The following is a 23,161-nucleotide window of genomic DNA, read 5'->3' as shown; positions in this document are numbered from 1 at the left end:
TCATCAACTAGAGCATCGGGCGTGAGATAGAATCGCGCCTATGCGGGTGTAATTCAGCGGTAGAATGTCAGCTTCCCAAGCTGGACGTCGCCGGTTCGAATCCGGTCACCCGCTTGATCAAGATCTGGGTTTAATCAATTGCATCACTTGAGGACCGACGGTGCCAGCGCGTCGCTCTTGTTCAAGTGCTTTCAAAATGAAAGAGCCTGAAGACGAGACATCGCCTGATTCGGCTGCAGATTGCGCTTGCTGAAACAACACATCAGCTTTGGCAAGATGCTCCTGTTTTTGATTGGGAGCAGATTGCACCATCGTTGAACTTCTATCGAGAACCGAATTCAACACTAAATGGACTTGAATATCAATAGTCTAACGAATGAATGAAGTGCCAATCTCAACTCAAGTCCCTGGCTCTTCGATGTTGCCTCCAAGTTCAGCAATCTGACCGCGAAGCATTTCGCATCGGCTGGCATCTCCTCGGGTGATTGCAACAGCTAAAGCAAATTCCAGCTTTTCAAGCTGGTGACCACCTTCAAAGAAGTTTTGGCGGTTACGCGAGATGACTTCGCACGTCGCTGCGGAATTGGTAAATGGATGAGCCATAGGTGGCTTTATTCGAATTGTGCCACTCATGTCATGGGTTAGGCAGCCAAGTCTTGCTCCGATGACATAACGGAACTGGGTGGATCAACCCATTGCGGCTCAGAACGCAGCAAGAGGTCTTTGCAATCGGTGAGCAAGCGATCCACCCCATCAAGACGTTCCATCTCCTCTGCGGGCATGGTGTTGACCTCCGACGACTGGCGTTCCAGCTGAAGCTCCAAACTCTCAAGGCGATTCTCAAGCTTGATCAGCCGTTGAGATAAAGCATTCAGGGTCTCTGCTACATCCTCAGCGGTTCGCGTAATGCGGAAGGAAACGGACTGGGTCATCGCCCCAAGAAACAGATATGCCCCGATAACAGCACATCAGAACCGCTCGATCCAGACTAAGGATCAATCTGCAGCGTGGTGTTCATGCCCCCACTCACAACGGTGCTCCTCTATCTCCTCGCCGGCACGAGCATGGGATTGCTTGCCACGCGCACTGGAATCCCTGCTGCACCACTGGCAGGCGCACTGATCGGAGCCGCGATGGTGAGCATGAGTGGACGGCTCGAGGTGGCTCAATGGCCAGCAGGCACAAAGACCTGCCTGGAAATCGCCATTGGCACCGTGATCGGTACAGGCCTAACCAAAGCCTCACTGGATCAACTACAGCAGTTGTGGAAGCCTGCGGTCTTGATCACGCTCACCCTCGTCCTCACCGGAATTGTGGTGGGGCTCTGGAGCAGCAGGCTGCTCGGCGTTGATCCTCTTGTCACCCTGCTGGGGGCAGCGCCTGGTGGAATCAGCGGCATGAGCCTGGTCGGGGCTGACTACGGCGTTGGAGCAGCCGTTGCTGCACTGCATGCCGTCCGCTTGATCACTGTCTTGCTGGTCATCCCTGTTGTGGTGAAACTGCTCACGCCACTTGGGCTGGGTGATTCCTGACTCAGGCCTAGACAGAGCGATTTCAATCGATATTTTGGTTTCTAATCGCTTCACTCGTCCTGCCATGGCCCGACTGCGCCAGCGCCTTGCGCTCCTCCTCTCTCTGGCCGGCTTAGCGGGGGCTGGCCTGGCTCCAGCTCAGGCGATCGCCGGGACCCCTGAAGCTGTGAAGGGCGCAAAAATTTATTGTTTCATGAGGAACAGCGATAACGATCACCAGGTCAGCTGGGAAGCGGCTTACGCCCTGATCAAACGCCAAAAAAGCGGAATGTTCAAAACCTCTCCGGAACATGCTGCGGTCATGATTACTGAGGCCGTTGTGGAAGATCCGGGCAGCTACCCCGACTGCGGTCAGTACCTCGGCGATCTTTTCGGAGGCAGCAAAGGCTCTGCAAAATCCCTCGACAGCGTTCTCAACTCAACCAATTCAAGCAATAGCAATTCATTCAATTCGTCTAATTCGAGCGATGACGATCGCTACAGCTATTGACGTCCTCTTCCATCCGATTCATTCCCATCTTGATGATTGGCGGTTTGCTTCTCACAGGTTTGGGATGCCGCAGTCGATCCGAACCAAAGCCCGCGACCATCTCACCTGAAATATCGATTGCCGATTGCATGTCAGATCTTGATCTGAACAAGCTCGACAAAGCACTTCAACGCTGCAATCAGGTCGTGGACGCCCATGGCGATAAACCAGCCGCGCTTGCTGATCGCTCACTTTTGCTCACGTTGATGGGCAAGACCGACCAAGCCTGCGCCGACGTGACCCAAGCCCTAGCGCTACTGCGCAAAGGCAGCAGAACTGAGGATCCGATGGTGGTGCATGAACTCAAGGTGCGTCATAAATCCTGTAAGCAACGAGACACCAATTTGGGCAATGGCTGACGATCGAGGGCGACCCGACGCGGTCCAAGCAGCAATTCGATCCGTTCCGCCTTGCTAGCCACCAAACCGTCAACGAGCTGATCAGCCAGACCGAGCTGAAGCCAATGGCTGATCAAGCCTCCTTCCATTCCAATGCGATGGCAACGATCTTCTGCCTGGTCGATGTCCCCAGGCGTCCAGGGCCGCTCCAGGAGAACGACATGCTGAGCGCGATGGAGCGTAAAGCCAAGCCCACCAGCAGCAAAGGTGGACAACAGTAAATCGGTCTCCCCAGCTTGAAAGCGGTCAACTGCAAACTGCCGCTGCTCGGGTTTCTGCCGGCCTGTCAGCAAAACGCCTCCCAGGCGTTCGTGGAGCAGCAGCAACGGATCCACAAAACTGCTGAACAAAACGATCGGCTTGTGCTGCTCCCGCAAACGCTGAATTAACTGTTGCGCAGCCGGCAACTTGAATTCGGCTGCAATTTGCCGCAACGCTGTAAGAACCGCCAAAGATTCAGCATCAGAACGCACCAATCCCTGCGCCACCCGCTGGCGGTAGTCATCGATGACCAGGCGAAGGCGGTAATCAAAGCCCTTCAGCTCCTCAGCATCGAGATCGATCCCTTCAAACATCCTTTGTTTGGGGGGAAGGTCCAAAACCTGCTGCTTGCGGCGATGCAAAACAAGCGGTCGGGTCAACCGTCGCAGCTCGTCCAATCGGCTGGCTCCTGCGGTTTGCCATCGCTGTCTTCCGCCTTGCTCGCGGAAATGCCCCTGACAAAACAATTCCTCATAGGAGTGCTGGTCCCGAGCAATGGGATGGTCCATCGCAGCCAGCAAGGGATACAGCTGATCAGGCCGGCCGTTCTTCATTGGTGTGCCAGTGAGCATCCAAATGGCTCTAAGGCGGGGATGCCGGGCAAGGCGCAGAAAACCCTGCGTGCGTTGTGCCCGCAAGGTTTGGGCGTAATGGGCCTCGTCCACCAGCAGCAAAGTACCGGCCTCCGGGAGCTCAGAGGGAAGTCGCGCCCAGCTGCAAAGCTCCGGCATGAGCTCAAGGGCCGCGGCCTCGCGGCGCCAATGCGAATGCAACCCCACAGGGGCCACAACCAATAAGCGCAACGGCAAGGCACGCAGCAAGGCTCTCGCCGCCAGCAACACAGTGAGGGTTTTGCCAAGACCCATCTCATCGGCCAGCACCGCGCCGCGCCGCGCTAGCAACCAGCGAGCACCAGAACGCTGGTGAGGCATCGGTAAGCGACCATCGCGTAAGCGTTGATCCAGATCAGCCTGCGCGATCAGATCTCGGTGGGGCGGCAGTGGCGGTAGCGGATGGCGATGCCAATGCAACCAACGCATCAGCTCCTCATCCACCCGGAAACGCCGTTCAAAACGCTGCAACAGAGCTTCAGCCGAGGCAAGCGGAAATTCCCAACCCAGCCGAGAACCACGCCAGACGCCCCGTGGACGAATTCTGCGCATCTCCGCATGGGTCACCGCATCAAAGGGGTAACGGGCCTGCACCAATCCAGACGGAGTCAATCCCAGCGTGCAAGCTGTTGGTGATGAAGCCGTAATTCCGGTTCAAGGACCCAGACGCTAGTCCTCTCAACACCCCTGAAGGGCGCTGGCCAACACAGCAAATGCGGATGACTGATCCACGCATTGCTCAACAAAAACGGCACGACCGTGAAAATGCAGCTTTCGACACGTTGACGAACCCTGCTCTCAGGTCAGAATCGCGCTAGCTGAGGTATTGGGATGCACAGCAGGGATGCGGTTTTCCTTGAAGATCTTTGTCCCAAGCTGCGCAATCGACGCTGGCGTCAATCGATTCATCTCCACACCAGCAACCGCTGCATTTATTGCGGCAAACCTTCTGAATCCATCGACCATGTGTTCCCCCTGAGCCGGGGGGGGATGAGCGTGACTGAAAATTGTGTTCCCGCTTGCCTGTCGTGCAACGGACAGAAATCGGACGCCGATGTTTTTGATTGGTACCGGCGTCAACGCTTTTATGACCCGCGCCGCGCTATGGCTATTCGCGCCTGGATCGATGGTGATCTGCGCCTCGCCTTGAGATTGCTGCAGTGGGCCCAGCCTGAACACAACCAATCATCCCGTCCCGACCGACCAAACGGCTCGCGGGCCAAGAGGGATGACGAGCAGGACTGGGGACTTCGTACAGCCTGATCACCACACCCGACAGGCGGCCTCAGAGTGATAGTGCTGACAAATTGAGGCGCTTTGCTCCGGTCTGTCTGGAGCCATGAACAAGGCACCTGTTACCAAAGCCGCAGCCAAAAGCGCTGAACCCGTGCGAACCCGTGCTGTGTCTTGAGCCTTTGCGCGATCACGACGCGGCACCCGACTCTGGGGCAGCATGGAATCCCGAGAGGGCACCAGTGAAAAGGAAGAATCAGCCACAACGAAACCGCAATTGATACGTTTGTACTGATGCTGAACGATCTTGTCAACCGCTGCGCTCCCCTCCCCCCAGATGCGACGTTGTGCATTCTTGGCGCTGGCTTCAGCGGAGGCCATCTCGCCAAGTTGTCCAAAGCACTTGGGACAAGGGTGATCTGCACGCGCCGCCGACCGGAATCCGGCAGCGATGATCTGCCCTTTGACAGTGCCAACGGGATCGTTCCAGGCCATGAAGCACTCGCCTCCGTCACCCATCTGATCAGCACAATCCCGCCCAGCAAAGAAGGAACGGATCCAGTGCTGTCGTGTCTTGGAGAGCAGCTGCAGAAGCTGCCACTGCAATGGGTGGGCTACTTCTCCACCACAGGCGTTTACGGAAATAGCAATGGCAATTGGGTGGATGAAACCCACCAGCCCCAACCCACTCAACTCCGCAGCCAGAAGCGATTGGCGTGTGAGCAGCTGTGGCGCAACAGCGGCCTGCCGGTGCAGATCCTGCGCCTGCCGGGGATCTATGGGCCAGGACGTTCCCCCCTGGCTGCCATCCGCTCAGGCGAACTCACCCCTGTGGATCAACCGGGGCAGATGTTCTGCCGCATCCATGTAGATGACCTAGCTGGAGCCTGCTGGCATCTCATGCATCGAGCCGCAGCAGGACAGCGGCCATTGGTGGTAAATATCAGCGATAACAAGCCCGCTTCCCGCCTCGAGCTTCAACGTTTTGGCGCCGAACTGTTGGGATGCACGCTCCCAGCAGCGATCCCTTTCCATGAAGCCCAAGCCAGCATGAGCCCGATGGCTCTCTCTTTTTGGGCAGACAACCGCAAAGTGAGCAACGCACTCCTGCGAGCCGAGCTGGGGTACAGCTTTCTGCATCCCGATTTTTCAAGCGGCCTCAAGGATTGCTTCGCTGCAGAAGGCTTCAACGGGATGAATCCTGAACCGGAGGAGGAGCCTTAAGCATCGGCAATTCATGCAACGGAAGCGGCTTGCCTGAACCGGTTTCAGTGAGTCCTGCATCATCGAGCAACCGCTGCCACTGCACTTCAATCCAGCCCTTCCGCAACGCCGTCCCCAACCCGTAAAGCAATAACCCCAGGAGCAACCAGCGCAGCATGTCTTTCTCTCATCCCTCCTCTGACGCTACCGACCGCCTGGTGATTGCTCTTGGTGATCCTGCTGGGATCGGCATGGAAGTCACGCTGAAAGCCCTCGCCGACCCTCGACTGCCCGATGGACTGAACCCACTCGTTGTTGGCTGCCGAAAAACGTTGGAGCACACGTACTCCAGGCTGAAAGCCCAACAATGCCCCCTGCTGATCGATCCCAGCGATCTAGACATTGACGATCTACCGGTCCATGACGCCATCACCCCTGGAGCTCCTAGCCCGGAAAGTGGTGCATCCAGTTTTCGCTGGCTGAGCCATGCCGTCTCGCGCATGAAAGAGGAGCGCACCCTGGCTTTAGTCACAGCACCGATTGCGAAACATGCCTGGCATGCCGCAGGACACAACTATCCAGGCCAAACAGAACGCTTGGCAGAACTCGACGGTGCGGATCAAGCCTCCATGCTGTTCACAGCTGTTGCACCCAACCACGGCTGGAGGCTGAACACCCTGCTCGCCACCACGCATATTCCGCTGCAACAGGTCCCCACTGCACTCAGCCCCGACCTCGTACTCCGCAAGCTGGACGTGCTCGGCGCATTCTGCCTGAGGTTCAATCCCAAGCCACGCTTGCTCGTTGCAGGCCTCAATCCTCACGCGGGAGAACAGGGCCGCCTTGGCAGCGAAGAAACGAACTGGCTCATCCCTGCACTCCAGCAGTGGCAAGACAACCATCCCCACGTCCATCTGAGCGGACCACTGCCTCCTGACACCTGTTGGCTCAGCGCTGCCAAGGCCTGGCAGCTGGGACGTCAACCGGAATCACCCGATGGGATCCTGGCGCTGTATCACGACCAAGGCTTGATCCCCGTGAAGCTGATGGCCTTTGACGAGGCCGTGAACACCACACTCGGGCTGTCGTTCTTGCGCACTTCACCAGATCATGGAACCGGCTTCGATATCGCAGGACAAGGGGTGGCTAGATCGACAAGCATGGTGGCAGCGATTCGGGCCGCCTGGGAGCTCAGCCGGGCTTAACCCGCATCAACACCTGACCAAATTCAACAGGGGTGCCGTTATCCACCAGGATTTCAACCACCTCACCTGCCAGCTCAGATTCGAGCTCATTCATCAGCTTCATGGCTTCAAGAATGCAGATCGTTTGGCCTACACCAATGAGGGTGCCAATCTCTACGAACGAAGGTTCTCCTGGTGCAGGAGCCCGATAGAAGGTCCCGACCATGGGAGCCGTCACTTCCAACAAATCGGAACGGGATCCAGCCGCAGGCGGAGGGGTTCCTGCAGGGAGCTCAACAGCAGAATGATCTTGCTGGGGAGCAGCCGGTGCAGAGGCCACGGGCATTAATGGCGCAGCCACCGTCGTGACAGGAAGGTTGCGACGCACTTCCAAACGAAAGTCGTCTCCCTCTAGGCGGAATTCCTGAATATCACTCTCGACGAGAGCGGCAAGAAGGGAGTGAAGCTGATCGTGGTCGAGCTGCATGATTAACCGTTCTCCCGTCCCAAATAGGTGTCGTTGCGAGTATCAACCTTAATTTTTTCGCCGATCGATAAAAACAGGGGAACCATCACCTGAGCACCGGTTTCCAAGATGGCAGGTTTCGTACCACCGGTTGCTGTGTCTCCCTTCACACCGGGATCGGTCTGAGCGATCTCCAACACAACCGAATTCGGCAGTTCAACTTCGATGGGCTTCTCATTCCAGGTAACAACATTCACCTCCATGCCCTCCTTGAGATATTTGCGACTATCTCCGATCTGTTTGGCGGTAAGGCGCGTCTCTTCATAGGACGACATGTCCATAAAGACGAAATCTTCACCCTCCATATAGGTGTGTTGAAGTTTCGACTTCTCGAGCACAGCCTGAGTAAGACTTTCTCCGGCTCGGAACGTTTTCTCCACCACGCTGCCGCTTTGAACGGACTTGAGCTTGGTGCGGACAAACGCAGATCCCTTGCCAGGCTTGACATGCAGAAACTCGACCACGCGCCAGACAGCACCGTCTAGCTCGATCGTGGTGCCGGTGCGAAAGTCGTTGCTGGAGATCATTCCGGCGGAACGGTTCAATGGATCATACGGCTGTGCCAAAGTCCTGACAGCACCTGGGGTTCTCCTTGGCTCACCGCCGTCTGACCGCTCTGCTTCTTGCCTGGCTAGCCGCCTTTGGCCTCTGGCTTGCCAAACCGGTATGGGCAGACCTGCCTCAAGGCAACGCCGTACAGGATCCAGCGGCGATCCTGCGCGATTCACTGCCGATGAATCAAGAAGATCTTCGCGAGCTGCAGCATCGTCTGGAATCCACCAGTAACGATTTACGTGCCAAGCGTTGGAGTGCTTTGGGACGCACGGTGAGCCGCACGCAGAAACTGGTGGCCACCCGCGGCAACAGCATTGTTGAAGCCGTTCCTGAAGATCAACGCCGTACGGCTGAACTGCTCCTCAACGAGGTACGCGCTGACCTTGACCAGCTTCATGAGGAGGCGGATGCCAATGACAGAGATGGATTCATCCAGATCCGTCGCGACACTCTGAGTCGGGTGGGTGATCTGGAAGCCCTGCTGATCGACGATCGCCTTCCTGACATCCCCTCCGAATTCGATGCCTTGCCACGGCTTGCTGGACGGGCAACCGTGGTCATCGAAACCACGCAAGGAAACCTCACTGCGGTTGTGGACGGCTACAACGCTCCTCTAACAGCTGGCGCCTTTATTGATCTCAGCTTGAAGGGCTTCTATGACGGTCTCCCCTTCAATCGCGCAGAAGATTTTTACATCCTTCAAACCGGAGACCCGGAAGGTCCTGACATCGGTTACGTGGACCCAAACACCAAAGAAGAGCGGCACGTTCCCTTAGAAATTCGCGTTCCAGGCGAAACCGAAACCCTCTACAACGAAACCTTCGAGGACGTTGGACTGTTCAAAGCAGCAGCAGTCCTTCCTTTTTCCACCCTTGGGACCCTGGGTTGGGCGCATTCCGACCAAGCCCTTGATGATGGCTCGTCGCAATTCTTCCTGTTCCTCTATGAAGCGGAGCTCACGCCTGCTGGCCTCAACCTCGTGGACGGGCGGAATGCCGCCTTCGGCTATGTCGTGGATGGCTTCGATGTGCTCGAAGAACTGGGCGTTGACGACGGAATCAAACGCATCCAGGTGATCGAAGGCGCCGATCGACTGCAAGATCACGCCTGATGCTGCCGTGAGCATCACCCTGGCCGAACTCGGAGAAGCAGAGCTGCTCAGCCGTCTGGCCCGCTTTGCTCCTCCTGGCCAGCTCAATGACGACACAGCCTTGCTGCCACCAGATTCCAGGGCTCTGCTCGTGAACACCGACGTGATGGTGGAGGGTGTTCATTTCAGCGATGCAACCACAGCCCCTGCCGACGTGGGTTGGCGAGCTGTGGTGGCCAACCTGTCTGATCTAGCTGCCAGCGGCTCTGAGCAGGTGGAGGGGATCACGGTGGGCCTTGTGGCCCCAGGTACCACGTCTTGGTGGTGGATTGAACAGGTGTACCAAGGCATCTCAGAAGCCCTCGAGCATTTTGGTGGAACTCTGCTGGGAGGTGACTGCAGCACCGGTAACCAACGACTGCTCTCGATCAGTGCGTTTGGACGACTCGGACCGTTACGACTGCATCGGGCACAGGCCCAACCTGGTGATCTGCTGATGAGCAGTGGCCCCCATGGACTGAGCCGCCTTGGACTGGCACTTCTGCAAGACACACCGCTACCCAGCGCACTCCCAGTTCCAGCCAGGCTGAAAGAGCAGGCGATTCGATGTCACCAGCGGCCATGGCCAAGGCTTGATGCCTTGCAGACCTTGGTGGCCTGCAAACCCGAGCAGCTTCCCTGGCGAGCCGGTGGGACCGACAGCAGCGATGGCCTGCTTGCTGCCGTGAATGGTCTTTGTCAAAGCAGTGGTTGCGGCGCTGTTCTACGCAGGGATGCCCTCCCACGCGCTGATGCCTGGCCCTGCGAAAGCGCATGGGATCGCTGGTGTCTCAGTGGTGGCGAAGATTTCGAACTGGTGCTGAGCCTGCCTCCTGAGTGGGCTGAATCCTGGAGACAGCATCAGCCTGAGAGTTGCTGCTTCGGCAGCATCACTGCCGACACAGGCAGGATCATCTGGAACGACGATGGTGCGTTGCTGCAGCCATCAGGGTTCTCCCATTACCGCTAAAAGAGCGCACAAAAAAGCCCTCCCCTAAGGGAGGGCTGAAGATCAGATCTTCTCGAACCTGAGGGTTACTTCCAACCCTTGGCAACAACCTCAGCCAAGTCGACAACACGCTGGCTGTAGCCCCACTCGTTGTCGTACCAAGCCAAGATCTTCACAGCCTTGTCGCCCATGGCATAGGTGAGATCAGCGTCGAAGATCGTCGATTCGTTTGTACCGGCGAAATCGGTGGAGACAAGAGGCAGGTCGCTGTACTTGATGATTCCCTTCATGCCGTTCTCAGAGGCCTGCTTCATCACCGCTTTAACGTCTTCCACACTCGGCCCCTTGGAGGTTCCGAAGGTGAGGTCAACAGCCGACACGTTGGGAGTGGGAACGCGCATGGCGAAGCCGGTGAGCTTGCCCTTCACTTCGGGATAGACCAAGGCCACAGCCTTAGCTGCACCGGTGGTTGTCGGCACCATGTTCAGTGCGGCTGCACGCGCACGACGCAGGTCACGGTGGCTGTTGTCCAGGATTCTCTGGTCACCGGTGTAGCTGTGAATGGTGGTCATCAAACCCCATTCCATGCCGAAGTTCTGATCCAGAACTTTGACAATTGGCGCCAGACAGTTCGTGGTGCAGCTTGCGTTGCTGAGGATGTCCCAATCTTCGTGGCGGTACTGGTCTGCGTTCACACCAACCACAAAGGTGCCGACGCCAGCGCCCTTACCAGGAGCAGTGAGAATCACTTTCTTGGCACCAGCCTGGATGTGCATGCTGGCCTTCTCATCGGTGTTGAACACACCTGTGGATTCGATCACCAGGTCCACACCCCAATCCTTCCAAGGGCAGTTGAGAGGGTTGCGATCGGCGAAGAATTTGATTTCCTTGCCATTGATGATCATCGTGTCATCCGTGGTTTGGATGTCCACTGACGGATCCAAACGGCCCAAAATCGAGTCGTAGGTGAGCAAGTGCGCGCTGGTCTTGGGGTCAGACGTGGAATTCATTCCCACGATTTCAAGATCAGTATTCGCACCTCGGCTGATCCAACCCCGCAGCACATTGCGACCAATTCGGCCGAATCCATTGATGGCAACGCGCAGGGTCATGGCAGAAATATGCGGTCTTACCGCGTAAGGGGTTTTGGGGCAAGATCATACAGAATTTATTGGGATTTTCCTGTAATTGATCTGCCTAAAAATCAGATGAAATGAGCTTCAAGCAGTTGGCCACAAGGAAAAGCTGGATTATCGTTAGCCCTCACGTTGACTCCCCTTGGCCGATTCGATCCAGCCCCAGAAGCACATTCACTTCATTGGGATGGGCGGAATCGGCATGTCGGCCCTGGCTCTGATTCTCGCGGAACGAGGCCATTCCGTTAGCGGGTCCGATCGCAAACTCACACCGGCGATGCAGGCGCTTGAGACCAAAGCAATCGTCCTATTCGAAAGCCAGGTCTCCAACAATTTTTCCCAGCTCGGAGCGCTCAATATTGAGGAGCCCTTGGTGGTGGTCAGCACGGCCATTCCTGACACCAATCCAGAGCTGATCGAAGCGCGGCGCTTGGATTTAACGATCTGGCATCGCTCTGACCTTTTGGCCTGGCTGATCGAACAACAACCCGCCATCGCTGTTGCGGGTAGCCATGGAAAAACCACCACAAGCACTTTGGTGACCACACTCCTGGCCACGGTTGGTGAAGATCCAACCGCTGTGATTGGTGGTGTTGTCCCCTGCTACGGCAGCAACGGGCACACCGGCAACGGTCGTCTGCTTGTCGCTGAGGCAGACGAATCGGATGGATCGCTGGTGAAGTTCAAGGCCAGCCTGGGGATCATCACCAATCTTGAACTGGACCATACGGACCATTACCGCAATCTCGACGATTTGATCGAGACGATGAAAACCTTCGGCAGCGGCTGCAAACGCCTGCTCATCAATCAAGACGATCCGATTCTCAGCGAACACTTCCAAGCCGATGCCTGTTGGTCTGTTCAACACGTCGAGACAGCGGATTACGCCGCTTTGCCTGTGCAACTCGATGGAGATCGCACCATCGCCGATTATTACGAGCAAGGGCAACAGGTAGGGCGTATCACCCTCCCCCTGCCTGGCCTGCACAACCTGAGCAACGTCGTGGCCGCCATAGCGGCATGCCGCATGGAAGGTGTTCGTTTGGATCCCCTTCTCTCAGCCGTCAAGGAACTGCGTTCACCTGGTCGACGCTTTGATTTCCGGGGGGAATGGCAAGACCGACAAGTGGTTGATGACTATGCCCATCACCCCAGCGAAGTTCAAGCAACCTTGACCATGGCCCAGCTGATGGTGCAAAGCGGCCGCAGCCCTTTACCCCGCACACCTCAACGCCTTCTCGCTATTTTTCAGCCCCACCGCTACACCCGCACACAAGAATTTCTCAACGCCTTTGCCCAGGCACTTGTGTCCGCTGACGCCCTCATCCTTGCTCCGATCTATGGAGCCGGTGAACCACCGATCGAGGGCATCAACAGTGAGCTTCTGGCGCGCTCCATTCGGCTGATTGATCCCAACCAACCCGTCTTTGTGGCCAGCACCATGGACGAGCTCACCGGTCTGGTGAAACAACACAGCCAGCCTGATGACTTGATCTTGGCAATGGGTGCTGGTGATGTGAACAGTCTTTGGGAACGTCTGTCAAAAGAAGGAATCGGAGGAGCGGCGTCATGTTCACCAGCGATCGCAGCCTGAATGCTCTTGTTGAGGCTGGGGTCCTCCAACAGCAGGTGTCCCTCGCGAACTACACCACGTGGCGGGTGGGAGGCCCGGCGCAATGGTTGGCCGAACCCAACGATGCTGAGCAATGTCTCTCGCTGCTCCAATGGGCCCAAGCGGAGGGTTTGACGACCCGCGTGATTGGAGCTGGTTCGAACCTGCTGATTGCTGATGCGGGACTCCAAGGCCTCACTCTTTGTTTGCGTCGCCTCCAGGGCAGCCAGCTGGATGCCGAATCAGGGCAGGTGAAGGCCTTGGCGGGTGAACCCCTTCCAACGCTTGCCAGGCGCGCAGCCAAACTTGGATTGCATGGGCTGGAGTGGGCCGTTGGCATCCCTGGAACCGTGGGTGGGGCTGCGGCCATGAACGCCGGAGCTCAAGGCGGCTCCACAGCCGACTGCCTGACATCTGTGGAGGTCATCGATCGATCGCAGACGAACACGGTGACGGCCACAACGGTGCTCAGCAACGCTGATCTCGCCTACGACTACCGACACAGCCTTCTACAAGGCAGTGACCACTTGGTGATGGCAGCGCATTTTCAATTGGAACCTGGCCATGACGCCAAGGAGTTGATGCGGAAGACCAGTGGCAACCTCAGTCATCGCACCACCACCCAGCCCTACCAATGGCCAAGCTGCGGAAGCGTGTTCCGCAACCCAGAGCCCGAAAAAGCTGGTCAGCTCATCGAAGGCTTAGGGCTCAAGGGGAAACGGATCGGAGGAGCGGAAGTCTCACCGGTGCATGCCAATTTCATCGTCAACGTGGGCGAAGCCAAAGCCGATGACATCCGCGCCTTGATCGACTTCGTTCAAAACGAAGTGAAGCGGGTGCACGGAATCACGTTGCATCCTGAAGTGAAGCGCTTGGGCTTTCAAACGACCGATTAGCCTTGGCATCACTTCATTGGTGTCATGGCAGGGTTTGGACTTCCCAATTTCGGACAGCTCACTGAGGCATTCCGAAAGGCTCAACAAATCCAGCAAGACGCGCAAAAACTGCAAGAAGAACTCGATGCCATGGAGATCGAGGGCAACAGTGAGGACGGTCGAGCCAGCATCTGGTTGTCTGGCAATCAACAACCGCTGAAAGTAAAGCTGGATCCATCCCTGCTGAGTGAAGGACAGGAGGCCACAGAAGCCGCCACACTCGCCGCCTTGCAATCAGCCTATGAACGCTCCACCGGCACCATGAAAGAACGCATGGAAGAACTCACCGGTGGACTCAATCTCAACCTCCCCGGGATGGGCGGTTAAGGCCCAGAAGATCCTCCACAGCTCGCCTGTAGATCGGGTATCTCTCCCACTCGCGCGTGACCCCGCATCCAGGTTCATCACGGTGCAAGCAATCCCGAAAACGACAGGGATGGGGCTCGAGCTGAGCGCGTAATTCAGGAAACAACACCTCAAGATTCCTGGGGTCATCTGGCAGCTCTGGGCGGTTGAAACCGGGCGTATCAGCAACCCGTGCCTCACCCTCCAAGCGATGCAACTCCACATGCCGCGTGGTGTGACGTCCTCGCTGCAGCCGTCCTGATACGGCACCGATCCGCAAATCAAGCTCAGGGATCAAGGCATTAAGCAATGAGCTCTTCCCAACTCCTGAAGGTCCACACAGCACGGAAAGAGACGATCCGGCAAGGCTTTGTTTCAGCTTGGAGAGCCCAAGGCCACTGCCCGTCGACACCAACAACGGGGGATACCCCCAGGCATGAAGACGAGCGCGCAGCTGCTCCAATGCCTCCGGCTCTAGGAGATCGGTTTTCGTTAGGACCAGCTGCACATGCAGGGACGTTCGCTCTGCCGTCAACAGAAAACGGCTGGCCTGATCGGGATCAAAAGCTGGTTGAGCCACGGCCAATGCCACGACCACCGTGGTGGCGTTGGCGACGGGCGGGCGTGTCAGAAAACTGACGCGAGGTTCGACATGAGAGACCACCGCTCGGGCATGGCTCGCATCAATGGCTTCCACCCTGACGCGATCACCGACGTACACAGCCTCACCGCGATGACTCAAACGCGTGCGCCGCGTGCAAAGCAGTCGTGAGGGAATCCTCTCAGAAACCTGATCAAGCTCCACCTCCAAGTAATTGGCCTGGAGCGCAACAACCATGCCGGACTGAGCCGACTGATCAACCGCCACCACAGACCACCTGAAGGCGCACCCAATCCTTGGCTTGGTCCATCACCTCCACACGATGACCATCCCGAGTCAGACCTGGGATCACCATCTCCTCTGGCTCACCCCGATCGAGATCAACCTGAAACTGCTGCCCTGGACGCATGGCCTCCAAGGCCAAACGACAGCGAATGAAATTGGTTGGACAGGGGGTGCCCCTTAGATCCAAATAATGTTCGGGTTGGGCATCACGCATCCGTCAGCGTTGCCCAAACAATCGGGCAAAAAGACCACTCTTGTGGTGATGGTGCTGCTCACCACGGGCTGAATGGTGTCCAGCCAAATCTTCGAGGAGACCACGTTCCTCATCGTTGAGACGGGTGGGCAAGGTCACCGTGACTGAGATGCGCTGATGACCACGGGCTACTGGATTGCCCAGCTTTGGGATGCCCTTGTTTTCAAGCGTTAAAACGGAATTGGGCTGAGTACCTGCCGGAATCTCAAGGGATTCAGGGCCATCCACGGTTTCCACCTCAATAGTGTCTCCGAGGATTGCCTGCAGATAACTCACCTTCACCTCCGAAAGAACGGTGAGCCCATCACGCCTCAGGCTCGGGTGCGATTTAACCGTGAGGAAAACATACAAATCTCCTGATGGACCGCCACGCAGCCCAGCATTGCCTTCTCCGGAAACCCGCAAGCGGGTCCCCGTGTCGACACCGGCGGGAATGTTGATTCGCAATTTCTTACGGACTTGCGTGACCCCTTGACCACCACAGGAGCTGCAAGGGTCAGCAATCACTTGACCGGTGCCATTGCAACTGGGGCATTCAGCCACTTGCTCAAAATTCCCAAACGGAGTGCGCGTGGCGCGACGCACCTGCCCAACTCCGCCACAGGTGGTACAGGTGGTGGGACCACTGCCTGTTTTGGCACCGCTGCCACTACAGGTGGTGCAGGTCTCGAGGTGGGGGATGCGGATCTCCCGCTCTTGGCCGAACACAGCCTGGTCAAAATCAATCGTGAGGTCGTAGCGGAGGTCATCTCCCTGTTGAGGTCCTCGCCTGCGCTGACGACCAGCGCCTCCAGCGGCACCACCGAATCCGCTGAAAAAGGTTTCGAAAATATCTGCAAAACCACCCATATCGCCCATATCGGGCATGCCGCCGCCGCCGCCGAGCCCGGCCTCACCGAACTGGTCGTACCGCCCGCGGGTTTGGGGATCGCTCAGCACTTCGTAGGCGCGGCCAATCTCCTTAAAGCGGTCTTCAGCGCCAGCGTCTTTATTGATATCAGGGTGATATTGGCGAGCCATCCGCCTGTAAGCGCGCTTCAGGGTGTCGGCATCTGCATCCCTGCTGACGCCAAGGAGGTCGTAGTAATCGGCCATCAGCTCGTCATTCCGCTGCGCACACTAGGCAAAAGTTTTGAATCATTCGCTCGCCTCAGGCGTCGGGGAGCCATCATCACCTTCGCTTGCTGCACTTTCACCACCCTCAATCGCATCAGCCGCGGCATCTGACTGTTGCGGTCCAGGTCCCATCGACACCTTGACTAAGGCGTGACGCAAGACCTTGCCGCTGAGGTGATAGCCACGCTGCAACTCTTCAACCACCACATCTTCTGGATGCTCATCACTGGGTTCGCGCAACACAGCTTCATGGAGGTTGGGGTCGAACTCTTGTCCAACAACCCGCATCGGGGCCACACCGAGTTGCTTCAACACATCGACAAGTTGCTTGTAAAGACCCTGGTAACTGCGGTGAAGCGCTTGGGCTTCTTCTCCCTGAGGATCAAGCTGTTGACGAGCGCGATCGAAGTTATCAACAACAGGGAGGATTTCAGTCAGGGTGCTGCAGGTGATCTGCAGCTTCAGGTCGTCCTGATCCCGGCTCTGACGTTTGCGGAAATTGTCAAAGTCGGCCGCGATGCGCACGTACTGACCACTCAAGGTTTCGTGTTCTTGGCGGAGGGTGCTGTGCTCGCGCTCTAATTGCTCAAGCCGCGCTTCATTGTTCTGTGCAGAGGAAACCCCCTCTGAAGCAGGGTCGGGAGAAGCGGCTTCAGGTGTTTCCTCCACAGAGGGTGTGGAGTCCTGCTGGGCTTCGGGAACATCCGATGCCGAATTGTTAGCCGGGATGGAAGCGTCGCCGCTCATGCTGACCAGATGCAAAATCACGTCTAGACATGTTGAAGGGTCACATGGACCCACCACAAGCGCGGAAAGCCGAATCAGCATGAGCGCCGACTCCACCCGAATGCCGCTACCGCCTGCACTGCCGGAAAAGCTGATTTCAGAGGCAGAGCTCGCCGCTGGAGAAGCAATCCTTCAATCCGGGCAGGTTTTGGACCTTGAGACCTGGAAGCAACTTCAAGCGCTCCCCATCCATCTCACCGACGACGGCCTCATCGTGGCCATCGCAAGCAGCAGCGACAAAGACAGTCGAGAACAACTCAAGCAGGTTCTAAGAAGCCATGGCTACGCCTCCAAGCTTGTGCTGGCCAATGCAGCGCATCTAAAACGAATTCTTGATCCACAAGAATTCAACTCAGATTCAACGATTAGCCAAACATCAATTATCGAAACAGCAAAATCGCTTCTCGATGGATTTGATACTGAAGGAATCTTTAATGCTGATCCAGACGAAGCTGAAATTCAGAGCAATTCAGCCTCCTCGCTAGACATCAATCCATCCATTGCTGGTGGATCACCGATTGTCACATTGGTAGATCGAATCTTAGTTAAAGCATTAGACATGAATGCCAGTGATATTCATGTAGAGCCACAACAAGCAGGATTACAAATTAGACTTAGAAAGGATGGTGTGCTCACAAATTTAACGCAACCACTCCCCACTAAATTAATACCAGCCATTACCTCTCGCTTCAAGATTATGGCTGATCTTGACATCGCTGAACGCAGGCAAGCACAGGATGGGCGTATCCGTAGACAATACAAAGGACGAACTGTTGACTTTCGCGTCAACAGTCTTCCCAGCCGCTATGGCGAAAAGATTTGCCTGCGATTACTCGACAGTCAATCCACTCAATTAGGACTGGATAAGCTCATCTCTAATCCCAACACACTCGAGCTTGTACGAACCCTTGGCTCAAAACCATTCGGCATGATTCTTGTGACCGGTCCAACAGGATCTGGTAAATCGACAACACTTTATTCACTGTTAGCGGAGCGCAACGAACCCGGAATCAATATCTCTACCGTAGAAGATCCAATTGAATACACGTTGCCTGGTATTACTCAATGTCAGGTGAATCGAGAGAAAGGATTTGACTTCAGCACGGCCCTTCGCGCCTTCATGCGCCAGGACCCAGATGTTCTGTTAGTGGGTGAGACCCGTGATCAGGAAACAGCGAAAACTGCTATCGAAGCAGCACTGACAGGGCACCTGGTCTTGACCACCCTGCACTGCAACGATGCACCGAGCGCCATCGCCCGACTCGACGAAATGGGCGTGGAACCGTTCATGGTGAGCGCATCCTTGCTCGGCATCGTTTCTCAACGCTTGCTCAGGCGCGTGTGCAGCGATTGCCGCATCCCTTACCACCCAGATTCCCAAGAATTAGGTCGCTTTGGGCTGATGACGAGCCATGAAGGCGATGTGACCTTTTTCAAAGCCAAACAGCATGAAGGACCAACAACGCCATGCCCCAACTGTCAGGGCACCGGTTACAAGGGCCGTATCGGTGTGTATGAAGTGCTGCGCATGAATGAAGCCCTGGCCGCATCTGTCGCCAAAGGCGCCACCACTGATCTTGTCCGCCAGTTGGCACTGGAAGCAGGAATGAAAACCTTGCTTGGCTACAGCCTTGATCTCGTGAGAGAGGGTCACACCACCCTGGAAGAGGTAGACCGGATGGTCTTAACAGATGCGGGCCTGGAATCGGAACAACGTGCTAGGGCTCTCAACACAGTCACTTGCCGTGGATGTGGTGGCGGACTGCATGAAGGTTGGCTGGAATGCCCGTATTGCCTGACACCTCGTCAGTGAGAGCTCCGAGCATGGAACGAATGATCGAAGACCTGATGGAACAGCTGGTGAATGGAGGCGGAAGCGACCTCCACATCGCGAGCGGACAGCCGCCTTATGGACGATTCAGTGGTGAACTGCGGCCGATGCAAGAGGAACCGCTCAGTGAAGAAGGCTGCAACCGCCTGATCTTTTCAATGCTCAACAACAGCCAACGCAAAACACTCGAACAAACGTGGGAGCTGGATTGTGCCTATGGCTTGAAAGGGGTCGCCCGTTTTCGCGTGAATGTATACCGCCAGAAGGGCAGCTATGCCGCCTGCTTGCGTGCTCTTGGGAGCAAAATCCCCAGCGTTGAGCTGCTGAATCTGCCTCCGGTCGTCGTGGAAACCAGCAAACGCCCCCGTGGTCTTGTTCTGGTCACGGGCCCGACGGGTTCAGGCAAAACCACCACGCTCGCAGCACTTCTCGATCACATCAACCACACACGGGCTGAGCACATCCTCACCATCGAAGACCCGATCGAATTCGTTTACACCAGTGATAAGAGCTTGGTGCATCAACGCCAACTCAACGAGGACACGCGCAGTTTTGCCAATGCGCTGCGCGCTGCTTTGCGAGAGGACCCAGACGTGATTTTGGTGGGTGAAATGCGTGATCTCGAAACGATTCAACTGGCAATCAGCGCTGCGGAAACTGGGCATTTGGTGTTTGAAACTTTGCACACCAGTTCTGCAGCTCAGACCGTTGATCGGATGGTGGATGTGTTTCCACCGGGCCAGCAAACTCAAATCCGCGTGCAACTCTCAGGAAGCCTGACGGCGGTGTTCTCTCAAACGCTCTGCAAACGCCAAAACCCTGCCCCCGGGCAGTTCGGCCGTGTGATGGCTCAAGAAATCATGATCAACACCCCAGCCATCGCCAATTTGATCCGAGAAGGCAAAACAGCTCAGCTGTATTCCCAAATTCAAACCGGCGGCGAGCGCGGCATGCAAACCCTCGAAAGAGCTCTTGCAGATCTGATTGATCAAGGCGAAATCAGTCTTGATGAAGGACTCAGCAAAGCCAGCAAACCCGCTGAACTGGATCGCCTGATGAACCACTAAATCGGTCGATCAGCGCATGGTTTCTTTCACCGCTACTTACACCTCAGCCACAGGCCAACCGCGCACGGTCACGGTCAAAGCAAACGATGCTGTTGCGGCCCGTCGTCTGCTGCGCAGGCGAGGCATCAAAGCGGAAGAGCTGCGCCAAGACAAAGGAAAAGGAAACAACAAAGCCAAGGCCGAATCCAAAAACGCAGGGGGCAGCGCGTCAGCTGGATTCCTATCGATGGATCTGGGAGAGGCGTTCCAAAAGCCACCCGGGGTGAAAGAGAAAGCGATTTGGGCCAGCAAGCTGGCTGCGCTCGTGGATGCAGGGGTGCCGATCGTGCGCAGCCTCGATCTCATGGCCACGCAGCAAAAGCTGCCGATGTTTAAAAAAGCTCTCACCAGCGTGGGACTCGAGGTGAATCAGGGCACGGCGATGGCAGCAGCGATGCGCCAATGGCCCAAGGTCTTTGACCAGCTCACCATCGCCATGGTGGAGGCAGGCGAAGCCGGCGGTGTTCTCGATGAATCCCTCAAACGCCTCGCCAAACTGTTGGAAGACAACGCCAGGCTCCAAAACCAAATCAAAGGTGCCTTGGGTTACCCGGTGGCCGTGCTGGTGATCGCCATTTTGGTGTTTTTAGGAATGACGATCTTCTTGATTCCTACTTTTGCGGGGATCTTTGAAGATCTAGGAGCCGAATTGCCATTATTTACCCAATTAATGGTGGATTTAAGCGCCTTACTGCGCTCTTCCGCTTCCCTTGTTTTCGCCGGCATTCTCATGGTTGGCGCCTGGATGATTGGCCGTTATTACAACACTCACACAGGCCGCAGAGTGATCGACAAGTTGATCCTCAAGCTACCGTTGTTTGGTGATCTCATCATGAAAACAGCCACCGCTCAGTTTTGCAGAATTTTCAGCTCACTCACGCGTGCTGGCGTTCCAATCCTGATGTCGATGGAGATCTCAAGTGAAACTGCTGGCAACTCCATCATCTCTGACGCCATCCTCGACTCACGCACCATGGTGCAAGAAGGCGTGTTGCTGAGCACAGCATTAACGCGCCAAAAAGTCTTACCTGACATGGCACTGAGCATGCTCTCGATTGGTGAGGAAACCGGTGAAATGGATCGAATGCTCAGCAAAGTGGCCGACTTTTATGAGGACGAGGTTTCAGCATCCGTGAAGGCACTCACCTCGATGTTGGAGCCCGCAATGATTGTGGTTGTGGGAGGAATTGTGGGTTCGATCCTGCTGGCGATGTACCTGCCGATGTTTACGGTGTTTGATCAGATTCAGTAAAACAAGACGTAGCTATCGCCTCACCTGCAAGCCAGCCGCCGCTCCAACAGGCCTGGAAATTAAAGCCTCCAGTGACCCCATCCACATCCAGTAATTCACCCGCTAAGTACAACCCAGCACAGCAGCGACTTTCCATCGTCGCTAAGTTCACCTCGCCCAGATCAACGCCACCAGCCGTGACAAATTCTTCCCCGAACGGGCCGCGGCCCTGGATCGATAAGCGCTGAGCGCAGACGGTCTCCACCAAATTGCGTTCCGCCTTCGCTGGAAGATCCGCCCATCGCCGCTCTGCATCCACTCCCGCCTGCGTCAAAAAGGCAAGCCAAAGCCGCCGCGGCAGATGCTCAAACGGCTTGGCAGCCACCACCGTGCGACGCGCCTGCTCAAGGCGCGCCTGCTGCAGCTTGTTCTGAACACGCTCGCGACCCAAACCTCCACTCCAATCCACCCGCAACTCACCCTGGTAACGACTGGCATGGAGGGCCCTTGCTGCAAACGCGGTGAGCCTCAAGACGGCAGGCCCGCTCACACCCCGATGGGTGATCAGCACCCGGCCCGTCTGACGAAAACGCTGATCAGCAACGCTTAAATCCAAGCCCACGTCATCCAGGGCAATACCGCTGCATGCCGTCAAAGCAGGCGCTTGCAATTTCAAGCTGAACAACGACGGCACCGGCGGCACAATCGTGTGACCCAAATCCTTGGCAAGACGCCGGCCACTGGGATGGCCACCACTGGCCAGTAACACCCGCTTGGCCTGATGAAAGACAGACCGTTGATCGGAGATTTGAAATCCCTCACCCTCCGAGCAGCTGAGTTGACGCACAGCGGAGCCGCACTGAATCTTCACCCCTGCAGCTAAGGCAGCTCGCCTCAGACACTCCACCACCGCCTCGGAGCGATTCTGCTGGGGAAACATCCGCCCATCGGACTCTTCCACAAGCGTGAGTCCGTGCTCATCGAACCAAGCAATCGAATCTCCGCACGCAAACTGGCTAAAGGGACCCCGCAATGGCCTGCTACCCCGGGGGTAGTGACCCACAAGCTCCTTGGGATCCCAGCAAGCATGGGTGACATTGCAACGACCGCCACCGCTGATGCGCACTTTTGTGAGCACTTCAGGGGTGGCCTCCAAGATCAGAACATCACGAACTCCTCGTTCGGCGGCGGTGATCGCGGCCATAAAGCCGGCAGGCCCACCACCGATCACGATTAGGTCATGCCGTGGGTTGGAAACGCAGGGCGACTCCGTTGTTGCAGTAGCGCTTACCCGTCGGTCGGGGACCGTCATTAAAAACATGGCCCTGATGCCCACCGCAGCGGCTGCAGTGATATTCAGTGCGAGGAAGAATTAGTTTGAAATCTACTTTTGTATCCACACCGCCCGGAAGCGGCTCCCAAAAACTGGGCCAACCGGTACCGCTATCAAACTTGGCGGTGGAAGCAAACAACGGCAGGTCGCAACCGGCGCAGTGGTAGGTGCCCTCTCGTTTTTCGTTGTTGAACGGGCTGGTGAAAGGTCGTTCTGTGCCTTCCTGACGCAACACTTGGTAGGCCTCAGGCGAGAGACGCTTTTTCCATTCGCCATCGCTGAGATCCCAAACCGCTTCGCCAGCCTTGGAAGCAGCCAGCACCTGAGCCGGCGCTCTGAATACACCGACCATCCCGGCGATCGAAGCCAGAAGCATCGAACGCCTGCTCAACAACCAAGGCTGCATCGAAGTCGTCATCTGCAGTGTCCTTAAACGTTCCCAGTTCTAAAGCGACAAAGGCGGGAAACGAGGCAGCATGGA

At 56.5% G+C, this 23,161-nt stretch carries 29 protein-coding genes and 1 tRNA gene; 15 read left to right on the top strand and 15 right to left on the bottom strand.

Annotation, left to right across the window (positions count from 1 at the left end; translation table 11 throughout):
- Positions 1 to 42: 42 nt before the first annotated feature.
- A tRNA-Gly gene (locus SynMVIR181_RS00225) sits at positions 43 to 114 on the top strand.
- A 3-nt stretch (positions 115 to 117) separates the two neighbouring features.
- On the opposite strand, the gene SynMVIR181_RS00220 is transcribed toward SynMVIR181_RS00225, so the two are convergent.
- The 3 genes from SynMVIR181_RS00220 to SynMVIR181_RS00210 all read right to left on the bottom strand — a co-directional run bounded on the left by SynMVIR181_RS00220 (position 118) and on the right by SynMVIR181_RS00210 (position 932).
- Entirely contained in the window at positions 118 to 312 is a 195-nt protein-coding gene (locus SynMVIR181_RS00220) for a hypothetical protein (protein WP_186589571.1), read from the bottom strand.
- A gap of 87 nt (positions 313 to 399) precedes the next feature.
- Positions 400 to 603 (bottom strand): hypothetical protein, encoded by a 204-nt coding sequence (locus SynMVIR181_RS00215; RefSeq protein ID WP_186589570.1) that lies wholly within the window; start codon positions 601 to 603, stop codon positions 400 to 402.
- Between the two features lie 38 nt (positions 604 to 641).
- Positions 642 to 932: a chemotaxis protein gene (locus SynMVIR181_RS00210; protein WP_186589569.1), complete on the bottom strand. Its 291-nt coding sequence runs from the start codon at positions 930 to 932 to the stop codon at positions 642 to 644.
- An 84-nt stretch (positions 933 to 1,016) separates the two neighbouring features.
- Between SynMVIR181_RS00210 and SynMVIR181_RS00205 the strand changes: the two genes are divergently transcribed.
- From SynMVIR181_RS00205 to SynMVIR181_RS00195, 3 genes are all read left to right on the top strand, one after another.
- Positions 1,017 to 1,532, top strand: a complete 516-nt coding sequence (locus tag SynMVIR181_RS00205; RefSeq protein ID WP_006854995.1) for an AbrB family transcriptional regulator — start codon at positions 1,017 to 1,019, stop codon at positions 1,530 to 1,532.
- 64 nt (positions 1,533 to 1,596) lie between these two features.
- The gene (locus tag SynMVIR181_RS00200) at positions 1,597 to 2,022 is read left to right on the top strand and encodes a DUF6554 family protein (protein WP_186590405.1); all 426 of its coding nucleotides are present in this window, start codon (positions 1,597 to 1,599) and stop codon (positions 2,020 to 2,022) included.
- Positions 2,019 to 2,420: a hypothetical protein gene (locus SynMVIR181_RS00195; RefSeq protein ID WP_255444335.1), complete on the top strand. Its 402-nt coding sequence runs from the start codon at positions 2,019 to 2,021 to the stop codon at positions 2,418 to 2,420. The genes SynMVIR181_RS00200 and SynMVIR181_RS00195 overlap by 4 nt, the downstream gene beginning before the upstream one ends.
- On the opposite strand, the gene SynMVIR181_RS00190 is transcribed toward SynMVIR181_RS00195, so the two are convergent.
- The gene (locus SynMVIR181_RS00190; protein ID WP_186590403.1) at positions 2,375 to 3,883 is read right to left on the bottom strand and encodes a DEAD/DEAH box helicase; all 1,509 of its coding nucleotides are present in this window, start codon (positions 3,881 to 3,883) and stop codon (positions 2,375 to 2,377) included. The two genes, SynMVIR181_RS00195 and SynMVIR181_RS00190, sit on opposite strands and share 46 nt — an antisense overlap.
- A gap of 279 nt (positions 3,884 to 4,162) precedes the next feature.
- Between SynMVIR181_RS00190 and SynMVIR181_RS00185 the strand changes: the two genes are divergently transcribed.
- Entirely contained in the window at positions 4,163 to 4,594 is a 432-nt protein-coding gene (locus SynMVIR181_RS00185; protein WP_186589568.1) for an HNH endonuclease, read from the top strand.
- Here SynMVIR181_RS00185 and SynMVIR181_RS00180 read toward each other — a convergent pair whose 3' ends face one another.
- Positions 4,595 to 4,828: a serine protease inhibitor gene (locus SynMVIR181_RS00180; protein WP_255444334.1), complete on the bottom strand. Its 234-nt coding sequence runs from the start codon at positions 4,826 to 4,828 to the stop codon at positions 4,595 to 4,597.
- Between the two features lie 30 nt (positions 4,829 to 4,858).
- Between SynMVIR181_RS00180 and SynMVIR181_RS00175 the strand changes: the two genes are divergently transcribed.
- Positions 4,859 to 5,788, top strand: a complete 930-nt coding sequence (locus SynMVIR181_RS00175) for an SDR family oxidoreductase (RefSeq protein ID WP_186589567.1) — start codon at positions 4,859 to 4,861, stop codon at positions 5,786 to 5,788.
- Here the strand turns inward: SynMVIR181_RS00175 and SynMVIR181_RS00170 are convergent.
- Entirely contained in the window at positions 5,751 to 5,945 is a 195-nt protein-coding gene (locus SynMVIR181_RS00170; protein WP_186589566.1) for a 4-hydroxythreonine-4-phosphate dehydrogenase, read from the bottom strand. The genes SynMVIR181_RS00175 and SynMVIR181_RS00170 overlap by 38 nt on opposite strands.
- Here SynMVIR181_RS00170 and pdxA point away from each other — a divergent pair.
- Complete coding sequence (pdxA, locus tag SynMVIR181_RS00165; protein ID WP_186589565.1) at positions 5,944 to 6,972, top strand: 4-hydroxythreonine-4-phosphate dehydrogenase PdxA; 1,029 nt, start codon at positions 5,944 to 5,946, stop codon at positions 6,970 to 6,972. The two genes, SynMVIR181_RS00170 and pdxA, sit on opposite strands and share 2 nt — an antisense overlap.
- Here the strand turns inward: pdxA and accB are convergent.
- Both accB and efp read right to left on the bottom strand, forming a co-directional pair.
- Positions 6,959 to 7,438, bottom strand: coding sequence for an acetyl-CoA carboxylase biotin carboxyl carrier protein (gene accB / locus SynMVIR181_RS00160; RefSeq protein WP_186589564.1), 480 nt, complete (start codon positions 7,436 to 7,438; stop codon positions 6,959 to 6,961). The two genes, pdxA and accB, sit on opposite strands and share 14 nt — an antisense overlap.
- A gap of 2 nt (positions 7,439 to 7,440) precedes the next feature.
- Positions 7,441 to 8,004, bottom strand: a complete 564-nt coding sequence (efp, locus tag SynMVIR181_RS00155) for an elongation factor P (protein ID WP_186517332.1) — start codon at positions 8,002 to 8,004, stop codon at positions 7,441 to 7,443.
- A 65-nt stretch (positions 8,005 to 8,069) separates the two neighbouring features.
- On the opposite strand from efp, the gene SynMVIR181_RS00150 reads away from it, so the two are divergent.
- Entirely contained in the window at positions 8,070 to 9,143 is a 1,074-nt protein-coding gene (locus tag SynMVIR181_RS00150; protein ID WP_186589563.1) for a peptidylprolyl isomerase, read from the top strand.
- A gap of 7 nt (positions 9,144 to 9,150) precedes the next feature.
- On the top strand, positions 9,151 to 10,131 hold the full coding sequence (gene thiL / locus SynMVIR181_RS00145; protein WP_186589562.1) for a thiamine-phosphate kinase: 981 nt from the start codon (positions 9,151 to 9,153) through the stop codon (positions 10,129 to 10,131).
- Positions 10,132 to 10,196: 65 nt separating this feature from the next.
- Here thiL and gap read toward each other — a convergent pair whose 3' ends face one another.
- On the bottom strand, positions 10,197 to 11,222 hold the full coding sequence (gap, locus tag SynMVIR181_RS00140; RefSeq protein ID WP_186524240.1) for a type I glyceraldehyde-3-phosphate dehydrogenase: 1,026 nt from the start codon (positions 11,220 to 11,222) through the stop codon (positions 10,197 to 10,199).
- A gap of 211 nt (positions 11,223 to 11,433) precedes the next feature.
- On the opposite strand from gap, the gene murC reads away from it, so the two are divergent.
- The 3 genes from murC to SynMVIR181_RS00125 are packed head-to-tail and all read left to right on the top strand — an operon-like array spanning position 11,434 to position 14,120.
- Entirely contained in the window at positions 11,434 to 12,840 is a 1,407-nt protein-coding gene (gene murC, locus SynMVIR181_RS00135; RefSeq protein ID WP_370593899.1) for a UDP-N-acetylmuramate--L-alanine ligase, read from the top strand.
- Complete coding sequence (murB, locus tag SynMVIR181_RS00130) at positions 12,816 to 13,754, top strand: UDP-N-acetylmuramate dehydrogenase (protein ID WP_186589560.1); 939 nt, start codon at positions 12,816 to 12,818, stop codon at positions 13,752 to 13,754. The genes murC and murB overlap by 25 nt, the downstream gene beginning before the upstream one ends.
- Positions 13,755 to 13,778: 24 nt before the next feature.
- Positions 13,779 to 14,120, top strand: a complete 342-nt coding sequence (locus SynMVIR181_RS00125) for a YbaB/EbfC family nucleoid-associated protein (protein WP_186589559.1) — start codon at positions 13,779 to 13,781, stop codon at positions 14,118 to 14,120.
- Here the strand turns inward: SynMVIR181_RS00125 and rsgA are convergent.
- The 4 genes from rsgA to grpE are packed head-to-tail and all read right to left on the bottom strand — an operon-like array spanning position 14,095 to position 17,221.
- Complete coding sequence (rsgA, locus tag SynMVIR181_RS00120) at positions 14,095 to 15,009, bottom strand: ribosome small subunit-dependent GTPase A (RefSeq protein ID WP_370593857.1); 915 nt, start codon at positions 15,007 to 15,009, stop codon at positions 14,095 to 14,097. The genes SynMVIR181_RS00125 and rsgA overlap by 26 nt on opposite strands.
- The gene (locus SynMVIR181_RS00115; protein WP_186524236.1) at positions 14,996 to 15,238 is read right to left on the bottom strand and encodes a sulfurtransferase TusA family protein; all 243 of its coding nucleotides are present in this window, start codon (positions 15,236 to 15,238) and stop codon (positions 14,996 to 14,998) included. Before SynMVIR181_RS00115 ends, rsgA begins: the two co-directional genes overlap by 14 nt.
- Positions 15,239 to 15,241: 3 nt before the next feature.
- Positions 15,242 to 16,372: a molecular chaperone DnaJ gene (dnaJ, locus tag SynMVIR181_RS00110; RefSeq protein ID WP_186589557.1), complete on the bottom strand. Its 1,131-nt coding sequence runs from the start codon at positions 16,370 to 16,372 to the stop codon at positions 15,242 to 15,244.
- A 42-nt stretch (positions 16,373 to 16,414) separates the two neighbouring features.
- Entirely contained in the window at positions 16,415 to 17,221 is an 807-nt protein-coding gene (grpE, locus tag SynMVIR181_RS00105) for a nucleotide exchange factor GrpE (RefSeq protein WP_186589556.1), read from the bottom strand.
- On the opposite strand from grpE, the gene SynMVIR181_RS00100 reads away from it, so the two are divergent.
- Genes SynMVIR181_RS00100 through SynMVIR181_RS00090 form a run of 3 tightly spaced genes read left to right on the top strand, consistent with a single transcriptional unit; the run spans position 17,220 to position 21,368 of the window.
- Entirely contained in the window at positions 17,220 to 18,992 is a 1,773-nt protein-coding gene (locus SynMVIR181_RS00100) for a GspE/PulE family protein (RefSeq protein WP_255444333.1), read from the top strand. The genes grpE and SynMVIR181_RS00100 overlap by 2 nt on opposite strands.
- Positions 18,993 to 19,003: 11 nt before the next feature.
- A complete protein-coding gene (locus SynMVIR181_RS00095) occupies positions 19,004 to 20,077 on the top strand; it encodes a type IV pilus twitching motility protein PilT (RefSeq protein ID WP_186590401.1) in 1,074 nt (357 codons plus the stop codon).
- A gap of 16 nt (positions 20,078 to 20,093) precedes the next feature.
- Complete coding sequence (locus SynMVIR181_RS00090) at positions 20,094 to 21,368, top strand: type II secretion system F family protein (protein WP_186589554.1); 1,275 nt, start codon at positions 20,094 to 20,096, stop codon at positions 21,366 to 21,368.
- Here SynMVIR181_RS00090 and SynMVIR181_RS00085 read toward each other — a convergent pair.
- Both SynMVIR181_RS00085 and msrB read right to left on the bottom strand, forming a co-directional pair.
- The gene (locus SynMVIR181_RS00085) at positions 21,343 to 22,659 is read right to left on the bottom strand and encodes an NAD(P)/FAD-dependent oxidoreductase (RefSeq protein WP_186589553.1); all 1,317 of its coding nucleotides are present in this window, start codon (positions 22,657 to 22,659) and stop codon (positions 21,343 to 21,345) included. The genes SynMVIR181_RS00090 and SynMVIR181_RS00085 overlap by 26 nt on opposite strands.
- The gene (gene msrB, locus SynMVIR181_RS00080; protein ID WP_186589552.1) at positions 22,586 to 23,098 is read right to left on the bottom strand and encodes a peptide-methionine (R)-S-oxide reductase MsrB; all 513 of its coding nucleotides are present in this window, start codon (positions 23,096 to 23,098) and stop codon (positions 22,586 to 22,588) included. The genes SynMVIR181_RS00085 and msrB overlap by 74 nt, the downstream gene beginning before the upstream one ends.
- Between the last annotated feature and the right edge of the window lie 63 nt (positions 23,099 to 23,161).

It is taken from the genome of Synechococcus sp. MVIR-18-1 (assembly GCF_014279835.1).
In the GTDB taxonomy this organism is placed as follows: domain Bacteria; phylum Cyanobacteriota; class Cyanobacteriia; order PCC-6307; family Cyanobiaceae; genus Synechococcus_C.
The sequence above is the reverse complement of the archived record's forward strand: the minus strand, read 5'-3'. Positions and strand labels throughout refer to the sequence as shown.

Excerpts from the sequence above, each read along its gene's own strand:
- SynMVIR181_RS00220 (WP_186589571.1), bottom strand. The coding sequence starts at position 312 with ATGGTGCAATCTGCTCCCAATCAAAAACAGGAGCATCTTGCCAAAGCT.
- SynMVIR181_RS00215 (WP_186589570.1), bottom strand. The coding sequence starts at position 603 with ATGGCTCATCCATTTACCAATTCCGCAGCGACGTGCGAAGTCATCTCG.
- SynMVIR181_RS00210 (WP_186589569.1), bottom strand. The coding sequence starts at position 932 with ATGACCCAGTCCGTTTCCTTCCGCATTACGCGAACCGCTGAGGATGTA.
- SynMVIR181_RS00205 (WP_006854995.1), top strand. The coding sequence starts at position 1,017 with ATGCCCCCACTCACAACGGTGCTCCTCTATCTCCTCGCCGGCACGAGC.
- SynMVIR181_RS00200 (WP_186590405.1), top strand. The coding sequence starts at position 1,597 with ATGGCCCGACTGCGCCAGCGCCTTGCGCTCCTCCTCTCTCTGGCCGGC.
- SynMVIR181_RS00190 (WP_186590403.1), bottom strand. The coding sequence starts at position 3,883 with ATGCGCAGAATTCGTCCACGGGGCGTCTGGCGTGGTTCTCGGCTGGGT.
- SynMVIR181_RS00185 (WP_186589568.1), top strand. The coding sequence starts at position 4,163 with ATGCACAGCAGGGATGCGGTTTTCCTTGAAGATCTTTGTCCCAAGCTG.
- SynMVIR181_RS00175 (WP_186589567.1), top strand. The coding sequence starts at position 4,859 with ATGCTGAACGATCTTGTCAACCGCTGCGCTCCCCTCCCCCCAGATGCG.
- pdxA (WP_186589565.1), top strand. The coding sequence starts at position 5,944 with ATGTCTTTCTCTCATCCCTCCTCTGACGCTACCGACCGCCTGGTGATT.
- SynMVIR181_RS00170 (WP_186589566.1), bottom strand. The coding sequence starts at position 5,945 with ATGCTGCGCTGGTTGCTCCTGGGGTTATTGCTTTACGGGTTGGGGACG.
- accB (WP_186589564.1), bottom strand. The coding sequence starts at position 7,438 with ATGCAGCTCGACCACGATCAGCTTCACTCCCTTCTTGCCGCTCTCGTC.
- efp (WP_186517332.1), bottom strand. The coding sequence starts at position 8,004 with ATGATCTCCAGCAACGACTTTCGCACCGGCACCACGATCGAGCTAGAC.
- gap (WP_186524240.1), bottom strand. The coding sequence starts at position 11,222 with ATGACCCTGCGCGTTGCCATCAATGGATTCGGCCGAATTGGTCGCAAT.
- murC (WP_370593899.1), top strand. The coding sequence starts at position 11,434 with ATGGGCGGAATCGGCATGTCGGCCCTGGCTCTGATTCTCGCGGAACGA.
- murB (WP_186589560.1), top strand. The coding sequence starts at position 12,816 with ATGTTCACCAGCGATCGCAGCCTGAATGCTCTTGTTGAGGCTGGGGTC.
- SynMVIR181_RS00125 (WP_186589559.1), top strand. The coding sequence starts at position 13,779 with ATGGCAGGGTTTGGACTTCCCAATTTCGGACAGCTCACTGAGGCATTC.
- SynMVIR181_RS00115 (WP_186524236.1), bottom strand. The coding sequence starts at position 15,238 with ATGCGTGATGCCCAACCCGAACATTATTTGGATCTAAGGGGCACCCCC.
- dnaJ (WP_186589557.1), bottom strand. The coding sequence starts at position 16,372 with ATGGCCGATTACTACGACCTCCTTGGCGTCAGCAGGGATGCAGATGCC.
- SynMVIR181_RS00100 (WP_255444333.1), top strand. The coding sequence starts at position 17,220 with ATGAGCGCCGACTCCACCCGAATGCCGCTACCGCCTGCACTGCCGGAA.
- grpE (WP_186589556.1), bottom strand. The coding sequence starts at position 17,221 with ATGCTGATTCGGCTTTCCGCGCTTGTGGTGGGTCCATGTGACCCTTCA.
- SynMVIR181_RS00095 (WP_186590401.1), top strand. The coding sequence starts at position 19,004 with ATGGAACGAATGATCGAAGACCTGATGGAACAGCTGGTGAATGGAGGC.
- SynMVIR181_RS00090 (WP_186589554.1), top strand. The coding sequence starts at position 20,094 with ATGGTTTCTTTCACCGCTACTTACACCTCAGCCACAGGCCAACCGCGC.
- SynMVIR181_RS00085 (WP_186589553.1), bottom strand. The coding sequence starts at position 22,659 with ATGACGGTCCCCGACCGACGGGTAAGCGCTACTGCAACAACGGAGTCG.
- msrB (WP_186589552.1), bottom strand. The coding sequence starts at position 23,098 with ATGACGACTTCGATGCAGCCTTGGTTGTTGAGCAGGCGTTCGATGCTT.